Source organism: Mycobacterium sp. NPDC050551 (assembly GCF_040674075.1).
Classification (GTDB): domain Bacteria; phylum Actinomycetota; class Actinomycetes; order Mycobacteriales; family Mycobacteriaceae; genus Mycobacterium.
Map to the genome: position 1 here is coordinate 1,004,763 of NZ_JBFARC010000002.1, position 14,933 is coordinate 1,019,695.

A 14,933-nucleotide genomic window follows, 5' to 3' on the forward strand; every position below is an offset into this window, starting at 1 on the left:
CGCTCATCGCTACTTGAAGCCGACGCTGAAGTCGTGCCCCCACAGACTGACTGCGGTGCTCTCGCGAGCGATCCAGCTGTCGTCGTCCTCCACTTCGAGCCCCTCGCAACCGAACTCGACGTCGAAGCCGCCGGGGGTCTTCATGTAGAACGACAGCATCTTGTCGTTGACGTGCCTGCCGAGGGTCGCCGACATCTTGACCTTGCGCCGCAGCGCGCGATCCAGGCACAGGCCCACGTCGTCGGCGTTCTCGACCTCGACCATCAGGTGCACGATGCCGCTGGGTGTCTCGCCGGGCATGAACGCCAGGCTGTGGTGCCGCGGGTTCACGCCGAGGAACCGCAGCCACGCCGGCGCGCCGTCGGCGGGACGGCCCACCAGTTGGGGTGGCAGTCGCATCGAGTCGCGCAGGTGGAAGCCGAGTACATCCCGGTAGAAGTGCAGCGTCTCGGCGTCGTCGCGGGTGGTCAGCACCACGTGGCCGAGCCCCTGCTCCTCGGTGACGAACTTGTGGCCGTAGGGGCTCACGACACGACGATGCTCCAGCGCGACCCCGTGGAACACCTCGAGGGTGTTGCCCGACGGGTCGTCGAAGACGATCATCTCGTCGACGCGACGGTCGGCGAGTTCGGCGGCCGTGGCTTCCTTGTACGGCGTGCCCTCGATGTCGAGCCGGTTGCGGATCTCCTGCAGCGCAGCCGCGTTCGCGGTCTCCCAGCCCGACTCCAGCAGCCGGTCCTGCTCGCCGGGAACGATGATCAGGCGGGCAGGGAACTCGTCCATCCGCAAGTAGAGGGCGCCCTCGGTGGCACCCTTGCCCTCGACCATGCCGAGGACCTTGAGTGCGTACTCGCGCCAGGCGCCGACGTCGGCGCTCTCGATGCGCAGGTACCCCAGAGAACGAATGCTCATCGTGTACCTCCCAGGAAGTCGATGGTGAGCTTGTTGAATTCGTCGAACTTCTCGAGCTGCGCCCAGTGGCCGCACTGCCCGAAGACGTGCAGCTGCACGCGGGGAATCTGCTTGAGCGCCACCAGGGCTCCGTCGAGCGGGTTGACGCGGTCCTCCCGGCCCCAGATCAGCAGGACCGGCTGGCGCAGCTTGTACACCTCGCGCCACATCATGCCGAGCTCGAAGTCCGCCCCGGCGAACGACTTCCCCATCGCCCGCGCGGCGGCCAGCGACTCCGGCTGGCTGGCGATGGCGAACCGCTCGTCGACCAGTTCGGGCGTCACCATCTTCTGATCGAAGACCATGATGCGCAGGAAGCGCTCCATGTTCTCGCGGGTGGGGTCTTGGGTGAAGCGGCCCAGCAGCTTGACGCCCTCGGTGGGATCGGGAGCGAACAGGTTGACGCTCAGACCGCCGGGGCCCATCAACACCAGCCGGCCTGCCCGCTTCGGGTTGTCCAGCGCGAAGCGCACGGCGGTGCCGCCGCCGAGCGAGTTGCCCACCAGCGCAGCGCGTTCGATGCCGAGGTGGTCGAACAGGCCGAGCAGCGCGTTCGCGCTGTAGCGGTTGTACTGCTCGTGTTCGGTGTGCTTGCTCGAGTAGCCGTACCCCGGCTGGTCGACGGCGAGGACGTGGAAGTGCCTGGCCAGCACCGCGATGTTGCGGCCGAAGTTCGACCAGCTCGACGCACCGGGACCACCGCCGTGCAGCAGCACGATCGTCTCGCCGTTGCCGACGCCCGCCTCGTGGTAGTGCAGCTTCATGTCGTCGGCCACCTGCGCGTACCGCGATGTCGACTCGAAGGTGACCTCGGCTTGGGTCTCGACCTGTTTGATGTACGACGTCATTTAGACCATCGTGTCCTGCGGCGGCAGCCCGAACGCGTCGTTGCCGAAGATCAGGTAGGCCCGCTCGGGCTCGTTGGCGGCGTGCACGCGGCCGGCGTGTGCGTCGCGCCAGAATCGCTGCACGGGCTGGTCGAGGTTGAGCGCGGTGGCACCCGAGGCCTCGAACAGCAGGTCGATCGAGGCGATGGCGCGGGCGGTGGCGCGCACCTGGTCGCGGCGGGCCCTGGCGCGCAGCTCGAACGGGATGTCCTGGCCGGCCTGCAGCAGCTGGTACTCGTCACGGACGTTGCCGATCAGCTGACGCCAGCCGGCGTCGATGTCGCTTGCGGCCTCGGCGATCCGGATCTTGGCGAACGGGTCGTCCTTGGACTTCTCGCCTGCGAACGCCGCGCGCACCCGCTTGCCCTGGTGCTCGACGTGCGCGTCGTAGGCGCCGTAGGCCATCCCCATGATCGGCGCACTGATCGTGGTGGGATGCATGGTGCCCCATGGCATCTTGTAGACCGGCGCGGTGTTGTTCTCGTAGCCGCCCGCGGTGCCGTCGTTCATCGCACGGTATGACAGGAACCGGTGGCGCGGGACGAAGACGTCCTTGACGACCACCGTGTTGCTGCCGGTGCCCTTGAGCCCCACCACGTTCCAGACATCGTCGATGCGGTAGTCACTGCGCGGGATCAGGAAGCTGCCGAAGTCGACCGGCCTGCCGTCCTTGATCACCGGGCCACCGAGGAACGCCCAGGTGGCGTGATCACAGCCGGACGACCACTGCCATGCACCGCTGACCAGGTAGCCGCCGTCGACGACGGTGCCCGCGCCCATCGGGGCGTACGACGAGGACACCCGGACCGTCGGGTCGCTGCCCCACACCTCGTCCTGGGCCTGCTGGTCGAACAGCGCCAGATGCCAATTGTGCACGCCGATGATCGAGCTCACCCAGCCGGTGGACCCGCACGCGCTGGCGATCCGCCGGACGGCCTCGTAGAAGGCGGTGGGATCACACTGCAGGCCGCCCCACTGCTCGGGCTGCAGCAGCTTGAAGAAGCCAACCTCGTCGAGTTCGTTGATCGTCTCGTCGGGGAGGCGCCGCAGTTCCTCGGCGGACTGGGCGCGCTTGGCGATCAGCGGCAGCAGATCGTCGATGCCGGCTAGGACCGACTGCACGTCACGCTGTTCAATGGACGTCACTGGAGTGCCTCCCGGAAGTAGGGCTGGACAAAGATTAGAACACGTTACGATTTGTGTCGAGCAGCGTATTCCTGTGGCGGCTGGACCTGCGCACATGCATTTCTGTAACCTGTTCTAATTCTACGCGACGGAAGGGTTGAGGCGACGTGACGGACGAGCCGCTCGGCAGCCACGTGCTCGAGCTCGAAGTGGCCGACGTGATCGAGGAGACCGCCGACGCGCGTTCGTTGGTGTTCAAAGTGCCCGACGGGCCCGGTGACCCGGAGATCCCCGCCGAGCGGCTGCGGTACGCACCCGGGCAGTTCCTGACCCTGCGGGTACCCAGCGACCGCACCGGTTCGGTCGCTCGCTGCTACTCGCTGTGCAGTTCGCCGTTCACCGATGACCCGCTGACCGTGACGGTGAAGCGCACCGCCGACGGCTACGCGTCGAACTGGCTGTGCGACCACGCGCATCCCGGCATGAGGCTGCACGTGCTCGCGCCGTCGGGCACGTTCGTGCCCAAGACGCTGGACGGCGACTTCCTGCTGCTCGCCGCGGGCAGCGGGATCACCCCCATGCTGGCGATCCTGAAGTCGGCGCTGGTGGAGGGCAACGGCAAGGTGGTCATGCTCTACGCCAACCGCGACGAGAAGTCGGTGATATTCGGCGGCGCGCTGCGCGACCTCGCGGCGCAGTACCCCGACCGGTTGACCGTCGTGCACTGGCTCGAGACGGTGCAGGGCCTGCCCGACCCGGCCGCGCTGTCCGGCCTCATCGCCCCGTACGCCGGCCACGACGCGTACATCTGCGGCCCAGGACCGTTCATGACCGCCGCGGAGAAGGCGCTGCGCAGCGCGGGCACCGCCGACAACCGCATCCACCTCGAGGTGTTCAAGTCGCTCGAGTCCGACCCGTTCGCCGCGGTGGTGATCGAGGAGGACGACAGCGACGAAGGCCCCGCCACGGCGGTGGTGACACTCGACGGCGCCACCCACGAGGTGACGTGGCCGCGCAACGCCAAGCTGCTCGACGTCCTGCTCGACAAGGGACTCGATGCGCCGTTCTCCTGCCGCGAGGGTCACTGCGGCGCCTGCGCGGTGCTCAAGAAGAGCGGGGACGTCGAGATGCCGATCAACGACGTGCTCGAGCAGACCGACCTCGACGAGGGCCTGATCCTGGGATGCCAGGCGCTGCCGCGGTCGGAATCGGTTGAAGTCACTTACGACGAGTAACGAAGGGCTATCATCCGTCGCACCGAAGGGAACAACGTGACCAAGCGATTGACGGGCTGGCTGGCGGGGATGTCGGCGTTGATGTTCATCGCACCGAGTCCGGCCGCATCCGCTGCGATCGACACGGCCCACTCCTCCATTCCGGTGAATCCCACCACCACGCTCGAGATGCACGTCACCGCGAACTGCATTGCGGCCGAATCGAACTGCCTGTGGAACACTGCCGCCAACCTGCGCACCCCCGAGGGTGTGATCGGGTTTCCCGGCGACGTGTACGGCCGGCAGACCACCACGGTGCGGACCATGGACCGCGGGGTCTGGGTCGAGACTCAGTTCGTCGGGCCGAATACCCGGCTGTTCAAGTCGCAGACTTACGTCGAGATGTCGACGGTTTACTTCGGCGGCGGGCCGCCCGAGAAGTTCACTCTGCAGGGCAACACCTGGCCTACGGACTGGCGGACGGGACAGCACAGGAACGACGTCCCGCTGATCGTGTGCGCCCACATCCAAGTCGTGTACGCAGGCGTCAACTTGACGTCGCCGGACGCCTGCGCGCAGGCCTCGTTCAACTAGCGCGGCAAGCCCAGCAGGCGCTCACCGGCCAGTGTCAGCAGGATCTGTTCGGTGCCGCCCGCGATGGTCAGGCAGCGGGTGTTGAGGAACTCGAACACCTGCGGGCTGTGCACGGCGCCTGCGCCCTCCGACAGATCCATCTTGAACTCCGCCAGCGCCTGCCGGTGTCGCACCCCGATCAGCTTGCGGACACTGGACTGCGCACCGGGATCCTGACCGCCCACCGCGAGTTGGGCGATCCTCTGATCGAGCAGAGCGCCGATCTGAGCGGACAGGATCACGGTGCCGAGGCGGTCCTGCTCGGCGACGTCGAGCTCGAGTTCGCCTGCCGTGCGCAGCAACTCCTCCATCGGGTTGCCCAGCGCGGTGCCCGCGGCCATCGCCACCCGCTCGTTGGCGAGCGTGGTGCGCGCCAGCCGCCAGCCTTCGTTGACCGAGCCGACCACCATCTCGTCGGGCACGAACACGTCGTCGAAGAACACCTCGTTGAAGAGTTCGTCGCCGGTGATCTCGCGCAGCGGCCGGATCACGATGCCGGGCGAGGCCATGTCGACGAGGAAGTACGTGATGCCCTTGTGCTTCGGAGCATCGGGATCGGTGCGCGCCAGGCAGACACCCCACTGCGCCCGGTGCGCCGAGGATGTCCACACCTTCTGCCCCGTCAGCTTCCAACCACCCTCGGCGCGAACGGCTTTGGTGCGCAGCGCGGCCAGGTCGGAGCCGGCGCCCGGTTCGGAGAACAACTGGCACCAGATCAGCTCGCCACTGAGCGTCGGCGGCACGAACCGCTCGATCTGCTCTCGCGTGCCGTGCTCGAGGATCGTCGGGGCCGCCCACCACCCGATCACCAGGTCGGGCCGGTCCACCCCGGCCGCGGCCAGTTCCTGGTCGATCAGCAGCTGTTCGGCCGGACCGGCCCCGCGCCCGTGCGGCGGCGGCCAGTGCGGCGCCTGGAGGCCGGCCGCGGCGAGCGCGGCCTGGCGCCGGTCCTCCGGCAGCGCGGCGACGTCCGCGACGGCGGAGGCGATCTCGGCTCGCAGATGCTCGACCGAGTCGAGATCGATCCGCAGCCGGCGCCGGACGCCCTGCTGAGTGAGGGTCGCGACGCGCCGCAACCAGCGTGGCCGGCCGCCGAGGAACTGCGAGATGCCGTACGCCCGACGCAGATACAGGTGCGCGTCGTGTTCCCACGTGATGCCGATGCCACCCAGCACCTGGATGCCGTCCTTGGCGTTGGCCTTCGCCGCCTCGATCCCGGTGGCGGCCGCCACCGCCGCGGCGATCGACAGCTGGTCGTCGTCGGCCTCGGCCGCGGCCCGGGCAGCGTCCGCCGCGGCCACCGACGCCTGCTCCGAACGCAACAGCATCTCGGCGCACATGTGCTTGATGGCCTGGAAGCTGCCGATCGGCTTGCCGAACTGCTCGCGCACCTTGGCGTAGTCGGTGGCGGTGCGCAGCAGCCACCGGGCCAGGCCTGCGGCCTCGGCCGCCAGCACCGTCGCGGCCAGGTCGGCGAACCGCCGCGCGGATACCGGCAGTTCGGTGGCGGAGGCGCCGTCGAGCACCACCCGCGCCAGCGGGCGGGAGAAGTCCGTCGGCGTCAGCGGTTCCACCGTCACACCGTCCGCGGCGGCGTCGATCAGCAGCACCTGGTCGCCCGCGGTGAGCAGCAGCAGACCGGCCGGATCGGCGCCGAGCACGTGGCCTGCAGCGCCGGAGACCCGGGTCCCCTCCACCTGTACGTCGGTGTCCAGCGCGACGCCCGCGGTGCGTTCGCCCGACATCAGCGCCTCGAGCCACTCACCGGGGGCGACGAGTGTCGCCAGCGCTGTCGTGGCGATCGGCCCCGGCACCAGGGCGGCCGCTGCCTCGTCGACCATCGCGCACAGGTCGGCGATCGTGCCGCCGGCGCCGCCGAGGTCTTCGTCGACCGCGACACCGAAGATGCCTAGTTCCGCCAGGCCCGCATACGGCGCCTTCCAGGCGTCGCGGTCACCCTGCTCCACGTCACGGGCCGCGCCCACCGCATTCGAGCCGGCGGCCCAGCTCCGTACCAGCTCACGGGCAGCGAACTGCTCGTCGGTACCGGACTCCGACCCCGACATGACCGACTGGGTCATCTACCGGCCTCCTAGCCTAGGGCGAGAAGGACTCACTTCTCACTAGAACGTGTTCTAATGGTGCCAGCGTTCGACCGTCAAGTCGACCGGCATCACAGCAGGACAGGTCGCTGCCGAAGCGACACTGAGGTGAGAAAATGGGGTTGGGCATGCGTATCGTTTCAGGTGGATACGCAAGATGAAGGGGTTTTCCGCTGCATGTCGTCGCCAGCACAATCTTCGGGCTCGGACTCGCGGCCGCGTGAGGTGATGACTGTGTCGGTCCTCGCGGAATCCGAACTCGGCTCCGAAGCGCAGCGGGAGCGCCGCAAACGCATCCTCGACGCCACCCTGGCCATCGCCTCCAAGGGCGGCTACGAAGCGGTGCAGATGCGCGCCGTCGCCGAACGCGCGGACGTCGCGGTCGGCACGCTCTACCGCTACTTCCCCTCGAAGGTGCATCTGCTGGTCTCGGCCCTGGGCCGGGAGTTCGAACGCATCGATGCCAAGACCGACCGCGCCGCGCTGTCCGGCGGCACCCCGTACCAGCGGCTGAACTTCATGGTCGGCAAGCTCAACCGCGCCATGCAACGCAACCCGTTGCTGACCGAGGCAATGACCCGCGCGTTCGTGTTCGCCGACGCCTCGGCCGCCGGTGAGGTCGACCACGTCGGCAAGCTGATGGACTCGATGTTCGCCCGCGCGATGAGCGACGGCGAACCCACCGAGGACCAGTACCACATCGCCCGCGTCATCTCCGACGTGTGGCTGTCCAACCTGCTGGCCTGGTTGACCCGCCGGGCGTCGGCCACCGACGTCAGCAAGCGGCTGGACCTCGCGGTGCGGCTGCTGATCGGCGACGGGGACCACCCGAAGATCTGAGCGGAGCGGTCGCGGGAATGATGGTCTCCGTGCTCCCTGCCGACCTGACCCGCGCGCTCGACGGCCTCGCCGCCACCCCACGCCTGCTCGTCGTCTCCGACTTCGACGGGACACTGGCGCCGATCGTCAGCGACCCGTCCGCCGCTCGCGCGCTTCCCGCCTCCGCCGAGGCGCTGACCGCGCTGGCCGACCTCCCCGAAACCGCCGCGGCGCTGGTGTCCGGGCGGGCGCTCGCGGTGCTGCGCGACCTGTCGGCGATGCCCGCGGCGATACATCTGGTGGGCAGCCACGGCGCTGAGTTCGACACCGGAGGGCAGGAGCGCAGCGACTCGGGGAATGTCACCGGCTTCGCCCATGACGTGGACGAAGCCCTGCTGGAGCGGATCGTCGCCGAACTGCGCGAGATCGCCGCGGACCGGCCGGGGGTCACCGTGGAGACGAAGCCGGCGAGCGTGGCGCTGCACGTCCGCAACGCGAGCCCGGCCGACGGTGAGGCCGCACTGGCCGCCGCGCAGGAGGCGGCCACCCGGTGGGATGCGCAGGCCACTGCGGGCAAGGCCGTGCTGGAGTTCGCGGTGATCTCCACCGACAAGGGCGAGGCGGTCGACATCCTGCGCGAGCAGACGGGTGCGACAGGGGTGATCTTCCTCGGCGACGACGTCACCGACGAGAAGGCCTTCCGCCGGATGTGCGACGGCGATGTCGGGGTGAAGGTCGGGCCGGGCGACTCGCTGGCGGGTTTCCGGGTGGACTCACCCGAGGATGTGGCGGAGGCGCTCGGGTATCTGCTGGCCGCGCGGCGCGGCTGAAAACGGTTCGACCCCGGCCGCTTCGGCGGCCATACTGGCGCCGATGCTGACTCCCGACGACATCGCCGCGCGCACCGACCGTGCCGTCGCGGCGGCCTCCGCGGCCGGCCGCGCACTCGGAATCCGGTTCGACGAACCGAGAGTGCTCTACGACGTCTTCTCGGTGATCGTCCATCTGGCGCCTGCGCCGGTGGTGGTTCGCGTCCCCACGGTGCTGCCGCGGTCGCTGGCCGCCGATCCCGACCGGCAGGCGACGCAGCAGCGCTCGGAGCTGGCGGTGGCGGGGTGGCTGGCCGACCACGGACATCCGGTCGTGCCGCCGTCCCCACTCGTAGCACGCGAACCCGTTCAGCGCGATGGCTTTTCGATGACGTTCTGGCGGTATCTCGACGAGTTACCCGATGCCGAGCCGGACTGGCCGCGGCGCTTCGCGGCGACCGCGCGGCTGCATGCCGCGCTGCGCGACTGCGACGCAGCGGAACTGGGATTCTGGACGCAGTTCAGCACCTACATCCCCGAGGGCCTCGCGGAGCTCGAGCGGCGACCGGACCTGCTCGACACCGCCGATGTGGCTCGCGCGCAACGGGAGTGGGCCGACATCGCGCCGGTCTTCGCATCGCGCGCGGCGTTCGAGCGTGAATTCCCCGGCGTGGACGTCCAACCGATCCACGGCGATGCCCCCTTCTACAACATGATCGCCACCCCGTCGGGCGAGTACTGGTCGGACTTCGAGCTGGTCACGCTCGGGGCCGTCGAATCCGACCTCGCGCTCGCCGGCGCCGAGGGGGTGGCGGCCTACGACGCGGCCGCGGCGCGGCTGGGTATGCGGAAGCTCGACGAACGGGTGCTCGCGCTCACCGAGGCCGCGGGCCGGCTCGCCGCGGTAGCCGTCCTGGCGCTGGCGCCGCAGCTGCCGATGCTCGCCGACGCGCTGCGGCCGACGGTCGACGAGTGGCGTTCGCGACCGCGCGATTAGGCGGGTGGGCCGGACGTGCGGCCGCGGATCAGCTCGATGTCGAGCAACTCGACCTCCGGCAGTCCCGAGCGCGGCGGGTGGTGCAGCAGCCTGCCTGCGCGCCGGCCCTTGTCCATGCTGGGCTGCACCACGGTGGTCAGGCCGCGGCGCAGCGCGTCGGGGATGCCGTCGAAACCTGTCACGGTCATCTGGCCGGGCACGTAGATGCCGCGGCCGCGCAGGTGATCCATCGCCGAAAGCGCCAGCACGTCGGCGGTGCACATCAACGCGGTGAGTCGCGGATTGGCGGCCAGCGCCACCTCGGCGGCGGCCCCGCCCGAGGAGGGCATGTGCTCGTAACTCTCCACCACGGTCAACGATTCGCGTGACAGTCCGGCTGCGGCGAGGGCGTCGTACACCCCGTTGACGCGTTCGCGCTGCACGTGGAAGTGCGGTGTGGACAACCGCTGCGGGTCGGCCACCGCCGGCTGGACGCTGCCGTTCGGCGGCTCCCTGCCCAGCCGCATCGTCAGCAGAGCGATCTCCCGATGACCCAGCCCGACAATGTGTTCGGCGAGCCGGCGCATCGCCGACCGGTCGTCGATGCCGACCCGCGACAGGCCTGGCACGTCCTTGGGCTGGTCGACCACCACCACCGGCAGGTGCCGCTGCTGCACCACCGGAAGGTACGGGTCGTCGTCGGAGGCGGAGTACACCACGAAGCCGTCGACCCCGGCGGCCAGCACCGCGGCCGAACCGTCCTCGACGCTGCGGTTGGGACCCATGGCCACCAGCAGCAGGCCCTGTCCGGCTTCCTCGCACGATTCGGCAAGGCCGGCAACGAAATCGAGCGCCGCCGGATCGCTGAACGAATAATTCAGCGGCTCGGTGATCATCAACCCCACCGCGCCGGCCCGCCGGGTGCGCAGTGAGCGGGCCACCGGATCAGGCCCGGGATAGCCGAGTTGCTTGGCGGCGGCGAAGATTCGGTCACGAAGGTCCGACGACAACTGGTCGGGGCGGTTGTAGGCGTTGGAGATCGTGGTCCGCGACACCTTGAGTTCGGCGGCCAGCGAGGCCAGGGTCGCCCGCCGGCGCGGGTGCGGACTCCTGGACATGCTGTGTCAGGTTAGCGGACGCACCGTCGATCGCGAGGTGGGTGCGGGCAGGTCAGGTCACCAGTACGCGGTTCGCCGACGACCGCAGCCCTCGCTGCGCCGCCCACACCACCGCCCAGACGGTGCAGGCGATGGTGATGACGACGAAGCTCGGCGGGGCGTTGAACATCGCTGACACCCCGAGCCCGAGCCACACCGACACCAGGCTGATCAGCGTCGCGACGCCGATCGCCGCCGGAGGCCGCGGTGTCAGCATGATCGCCGCCGCCGCAGGAGTGACGACGAGCGCGAACAGCAGCAGCGTGCCGACGGCCTGCACGGCCATCGTCACCGTGAGGCCCAGCAGCACCATGAATGTGATCGACAGCCCGCGCACCGGGACGCCGCGGGCGTCGGCCACCTGCGCGTTGATCGAGGTGAACAGCAGCGGCCGGTAGATGACGCCGATGCTGAGCACGACCATCCCCAGCAGCGCGGCGAAGGTGACCAGCTGCTGATCGGTGATGGCCAGCAGGTTGCCGAACAGCACGTTGGTCAGGGTGCTCGAGTTGCGGGTGGCCAGAGAGTTGAACAGCAGGCCGAGACCGGTGGCCATCGCCAGCACGGTTCCGGTCGCGACCTCGCGGTCGGCGGCGCGGCGCCCCAGCGCGCCGATGACCAGCGCTCCCCCGACGCAGAACACCCCGAGGCCGAATACCACCGGCAGCCCCAGCAGCACCGCGCCGGTCGCGCCGGGCAGACCGATGTGCGCCAGTGCGTGCGCCGCGAACGCCGTGTTCCGGACGACGACGAAGTAGCCGATGAGCCCGGCGGCCAGCGCCACGAGCGTGCCGCCGATCAGGGCGTTGCGCATGAAACTCGACGTCAGGATCTGCCACCAGTTCTCCTGGTAGCCCAACGCCACCAATGTCGTGGTCACTCAGGTCCTCCGCACGTACAGGTCGCCCTGTGGAGTGTGCACGACCTCGACCGTGGTGCCGTAGAGGTGGGTCAGCAGGTCCTCGTCGACGACGCCGTCGATGGTGTCGTAGTGCGGGTGCCCGTCGAGCAGGTAGACCGCGCCGGTGAGCACTCCCAGCAGCGGGTTGAGGTCGTGGGCGACGACCAGGATGGTCACGCCGAGCTCGGCGTTGATCCGGCCGAGCAGTGCGACCATCTCGCGCTGGTTGCGCAGGTCGAGTGAGGCCAGCGGTTCGTCGAGGATGAGCATCTCGGGGTCGCTCACCAGTGCCTCGGCCAGCGCGACGCGCTGCCGCTGCCCGCCGGAGAGCTGCGACAGCCGCTTGTCGGCCAGCTCGGTCGCGTCGACGGCGGCGAGCACCTCGTCGACACGCCTGCGCTGGTCACGGTTGGCGACGCCGAATCCCCAGCGGTGTCCGTTGAGACCGAGCGTCACCGCGTCGCGCACCCGGATGGCCTCACCGGTGTGAGAACCGATGGTCTGCGGCACGTAGCCGATGCGTTCGTTGTCGGTGCCGGGCGGGCGGCCGAACACCCGGACCAGGCCCGCCGACAGCGGTAGCACTCCGAGCACCACCTGCAGCAGCGTGGTCTTGCCGGTGCCGTTGGAGCCGATGACCGCGACGATCCCGCCCGCGGGGATCTCGAAGTCGGCATGCGACCAGACCGTGCGCCCGCCGCGGGCGACGGCGGCGCCCTCGAAGGTGAGCGCCGGTTCAGCGGTCACCGGATCAGGCGGGGACACCGAGCGCCTTCGCGAGTGCGGTCAGCTGGTCGACCTGCCACGTCTGGAACGACTGGGCGTCTGCGGGCACCGTCTCGGTCACCTCGACCACCGGCACGCCCGCCTGTTCGGCCGCCGTCCGGATCTGCTGCGGGACAGAGCCTTCGGTCTGCACGTTGTACACCAGGACGTCCACTCGGCGATCGCCCAGCAGCCGCAGGAACGCGTCGAGGTCGGCCGGTGACGGGTCGCTCTCGGAAGCCGAGGCCGCCCGGTAGCCCTCGGGCGTGCGGTCGGTCAGGCCGACGGCGGTGGCCATGTCGTCGAAGACGCTCTCGGTGGCGGCGGAGGTCTTGCCGGATGCGCCTGCCTTGATCGACGCGATCAGGTCGTCGTACGGCGCGAGCGACTGACCGAATTCGGCCCGCCGCTCACCGAAGTAGCCCTTGGCGTCCGGGGCGAGCTTTCCGAGCTCGGCGGTGACCGCGTCGGCGACCGCCGTGACGCCGGTGGGGCTGTACCAGACGTGCGGGTTCGGTTCGCCGTCCTCGTGGGCGTGGGCCTGGCCTGCCTCGTCGGCGTGGTCCTCGCCTCCGCCTGCCTCGAGCGCGTCGATCAGTGGCGCGTCCGGCGCCGAGCCGGCGGCCAGCTTGGTGGCCCACTCGTCGTAGTGACCGCCGTTGACGACCACGAGCTGGGCGTCCTCGAAGAGCGCGGCGTCCTTGGGAGCGGGCTCGAAGTCATGCGGATCGACACCAGACCCGGCGAGCACCGTGGTGACCTTCGCACACTGTCCGCCGAGGTCGGAGACGATGTCGCCCCACTGGTCGACGCTCACCACCACCGACACCGGATCGGTGGGGCACGCGGGCGCGGCGGATTGCGCCGGGGTGGCGGAGGGTTCGTCGCCGTTGCCACAGGCCGCCGTCCCGAGGGGCAGGACCAGCAGTGCACCGGCGGCCAGTGTGCGGACCACAGCGCGCTTCGTCGTCACCCGATAATGATAACGGTTTGCATTATCGGTGGCGAACCGAGTGCACGTCAGTGTCCGGTGGCCACCGCCCGGGTGGGGTCCGACGACCATTGCGACCACGAACCGGGGAACAGCTCCGCCTCGACGCCCGCGGCGCGCAACGCCGCGATCGTCACCGCGGCGGTGACACCGGAGCCGCAGTACACGCCAACCCCGGGAGCCACTGTGGCGCCGTGTGATTCGAATATCCGGGTGAGGTCCGCCGTCGGCAGGAACGTGCCGGCGTCGTCCAGCACGGCCGTGCTCGGTGCGTTGCGCGCGCCCGGGATGTGACCGGCCACCGGGTCGACGGGTTCGACCTCGCCGCGGAAGCGTTCAGGTGCACGCGCGTCGAGAAGCACCCCGCCGTAGCCCGCGACGTCGTCGGCGGTCAGCGTCGGCAGCGCGCCGGCGTACAGATCATCGTGTGCGACGGTGACGTCACCGGGAGCCGGGGTGACGGGGCCCGACTCGACGGCACCGCCCGCCTGCCGCCACGCGGCCAGCCCGCCGTCGAGGATTCGCACGCCGGAGATTCCTGCGGCGGTCAGCACCCACCACGCCCGGGCCGACCCGGCGCGATTCCAGTCGTCGTAGACGACGGTCGGTACACCGTCGCGCGCACCCCACCCGCGTGCCGCCGACTCGACCGCGCGGCCGGCAGGCAACGGATGGCGACCCCGGCCGGTGACGCCGTGGTCGGACAGCTCGTCCTCGAGCGAGACGTACACCGCGCCGGGCAGATGACCGCGAAGGTAGGTGTCGCGGCCGTCGGGCTCGGTGAGCTGCCAGCGCACGTCGAGCAGGGTGACCGGCCGCCCATCGGCGAGCAGGCCGAGCAGCTCGTCGGCGGTGATGAGGACGTCGGCACGGGCCACCACTCGATGGTGCCATCCCTAAGCTGGGCCGGTGACCGACCATGCGTTCAGCGCCGCCGAGCGGCGTGCCGTCTACCGGGTGATCGCCGAGCGGCGCGACATGCGCCGGTTCGTGGCGGGCGCGACGGTCGACGAGGAGGTGCTCGGCCGGCTGCTTCAGGCGGCCCACGCCGCGCCCAGCGTGGGGCTGATGCAGCCCTGGCGCTTCATCCGCGTCACCGACGGCACACTGCGGCGCCGGATTCACGCAGTGGTCGACGAGGAGCGGCTCCGGACCGCCGAGGCGCTCGGTCCGCGCGCGGCGGAATTCCTGGCGCTGAAAGTCGAGGGGATCCTCGAGTGCGCGGAACTGCTGGTCGTCGCACTCGGCGACGACCGGGCGCGGCACGTGTTCGGCAGGCGCACCCTGCCGCAGATGGACCTCGCCTCGGTGTCGTGCGCGATCCAGAACCTGTGGTTGGCCGCCCGCGCCGAGGGCCTCGGCATGGGCTGGGTGTCGATCTTCGACCCGGACCGGCTCGGCGCGCTGCTCGGACTGCCCGACGACGCGCAGGCCGTGGCGGTGCTGTGCCTCGGCCCGGTGCCCGAGTTCCCCGACCGGCCCGCGCTCGAGATCGACGAGTGGACGCACGGTCGCCCACTGGCCGAGTTCGTCAGCGAGAACTCCTGGCCCTCCGGACCACTCGGTGATCGTGTCGGACCGGATGCCGCCGCACTAGGCTGAC

15 protein-coding genes are annotated in these 14,933 nt (G+C 69.9%); 6 read left to right on the top strand and 9 right to left on the bottom strand.

Features of this window, described 5'->3' with window-relative positions:
- Positions 1-9: 9 nt before the first annotated feature.
- Genes hsaC through hsaA form a run of 3 tightly spaced genes read right to left on the bottom strand, consistent with a single transcriptional unit; the run spans position 10 to position 2,984 of the window.
- Positions 10-912, bottom strand: coding sequence for an iron-dependent extradiol dioxygenase HsaC (gene hsaC / locus AB0K11_RS11600; RefSeq protein ID WP_364976102.1), 903 nt, complete (start codon positions 910-912; stop codon positions 10-12).
- Positions 909-1,799 carry a 4,5:9,10-diseco-3-hydroxy-5,9,17-trioxoandrosta-1(10),2-diene-4-oate hydrolase gene (gene hsaD, locus AB0K11_RS11605; RefSeq protein ID WP_364976105.1) on the bottom strand — a complete coding sequence of 297 codons (891 nt, stop codon included), beginning with the start codon at positions 1,797-1,799 and terminating at the stop codon, positions 909-911. The genes hsaC and hsaD overlap by 4 nt, the downstream gene beginning before the upstream one ends.
- Positions 1,800-2,984, bottom strand: a complete 1,185-nt coding sequence (hsaA, locus tag AB0K11_RS11610) for a 3-hydroxy-9,10-secoandrosta-1,3,5(10)-triene-9,17-dione monooxygenase oxygenase subunit (protein WP_269892967.1) — start codon at positions 2,982-2,984, stop codon at positions 1,800-1,802.
- A 146-nt stretch (positions 2,985-3,130) separates the two neighbouring features.
- Here hsaA and AB0K11_RS11615 point away from each other — a divergent pair, with 146 nt between their 5' ends.
- On the top strand, positions 3,131-4,198 hold the full coding sequence (locus AB0K11_RS11615; protein ID WP_364976110.1) for a ferredoxin--NADP reductase: 1,068 nt from the start codon (positions 3,131-3,133) through the stop codon (positions 4,196-4,198).
- Between the two features lie 36 nt (positions 4,199-4,234).
- Positions 4,235-4,771 carry a hypothetical protein gene (locus AB0K11_RS11620; RefSeq protein WP_364976113.1) on the top strand — a complete coding sequence of 179 codons (537 nt, stop codon included), beginning with the start codon at positions 4,235-4,237 and terminating at the stop codon, positions 4,769-4,771.
- On the opposite strand, the gene AB0K11_RS11625 is transcribed toward AB0K11_RS11620, so the two are convergent.
- Positions 4,768-6,876, bottom strand: a complete 2,109-nt coding sequence (locus AB0K11_RS11625) for an acyl-CoA dehydrogenase (RefSeq protein ID WP_364976763.1) — start codon at positions 6,874-6,876, stop codon at positions 4,768-4,770. The two genes, AB0K11_RS11620 and AB0K11_RS11625, sit on opposite strands and share 4 nt — an antisense overlap.
- Before the next feature lie 270 nt (positions 6,877-7,146).
- On the opposite strand from AB0K11_RS11625, the gene kstR reads away from it, so the two are divergent.
- Genes kstR through AB0K11_RS11640 form a run of 3 tightly spaced genes read left to right on the top strand, consistent with a single transcriptional unit; the run spans position 7,147 to position 9,537 of the window.
- Positions 7,147-7,752 (top strand): cholesterol catabolism transcriptional regulator KstR, encoded by a 606-nt coding sequence (gene kstR / locus AB0K11_RS11630; protein WP_264014724.1) that lies wholly within the window; start codon positions 7,147-7,149, stop codon positions 7,750-7,752.
- 20 nt (positions 7,753-7,772) lie between these two features.
- Positions 7,773-8,561 carry a trehalose-phosphatase gene (otsB, locus tag AB0K11_RS11635; RefSeq protein WP_364976766.1) on the top strand — a complete coding sequence of 263 codons (789 nt, stop codon included), beginning with the start codon at positions 7,773-7,775 and terminating at the stop codon, positions 8,559-8,561.
- A 43-nt stretch (positions 8,562-8,604) separates the two neighbouring features.
- Positions 8,605-9,537: an aminoglycoside phosphotransferase family protein gene (locus tag AB0K11_RS11640; protein ID WP_364976116.1), complete on the top strand. Its 933-nt coding sequence runs from the start codon at positions 8,605-8,607 to the stop codon at positions 9,535-9,537.
- Here AB0K11_RS11640 and AB0K11_RS11645 read toward each other — a convergent pair.
- The 5 genes from AB0K11_RS11645 to AB0K11_RS11665 form a co-directional block, all read right to left on the bottom strand.
- On the bottom strand, positions 9,534-10,634 hold the full coding sequence (locus AB0K11_RS11645; protein ID WP_364976119.1) for a substrate-binding domain-containing protein: 1,101 nt from the start codon (positions 10,632-10,634) through the stop codon (positions 9,534-9,536). The two genes, AB0K11_RS11640 and AB0K11_RS11645, sit on opposite strands and share 4 nt — an antisense overlap.
- Before the next feature lie 52 nt (positions 10,635-10,686).
- Positions 10,687-11,553 carry a metal ABC transporter permease gene (locus AB0K11_RS11650; RefSeq protein ID WP_364976122.1) on the bottom strand — a complete coding sequence of 289 codons (867 nt, stop codon included), beginning with the start codon at positions 11,551-11,553 and terminating at the stop codon, positions 10,687-10,689.
- The gene (locus tag AB0K11_RS11655; protein WP_364976125.1) at positions 11,554-12,321 is read right to left on the bottom strand and encodes an ABC transporter ATP-binding protein; all 768 of its coding nucleotides are present in this window, start codon (positions 12,319-12,321) and stop codon (positions 11,554-11,556) included.
- Positions 12,322-12,325: 4 nt separating this feature from the next.
- Positions 12,326-13,282 carry a zinc ABC transporter substrate-binding protein gene (locus AB0K11_RS11660; RefSeq protein ID WP_364976768.1) on the bottom strand — a complete coding sequence of 319 codons (957 nt, stop codon included), beginning with the start codon at positions 13,280-13,282 and terminating at the stop codon, positions 12,326-12,328.
- 77 nt (positions 13,283-13,359) lie between these two features.
- On the bottom strand, positions 13,360-14,208 hold the full coding sequence (locus tag AB0K11_RS11665) for a sulfurtransferase (protein WP_364976128.1): 849 nt from the start codon (positions 14,206-14,208) through the stop codon (positions 13,360-13,362).
- 31 nt (positions 14,209-14,239) lie between these two features.
- Between AB0K11_RS11665 and bluB the strand changes: the two genes are divergently transcribed.
- Positions 14,240-14,932 (top strand): 5,6-dimethylbenzimidazole synthase, encoded by a 693-nt coding sequence (gene bluB, locus AB0K11_RS11670; RefSeq protein WP_364976131.1) that lies wholly within the window; start codon positions 14,240-14,242, stop codon positions 14,930-14,932.
- The last annotated feature ends 1 nt before the right edge of the window (position 14,933 follow it).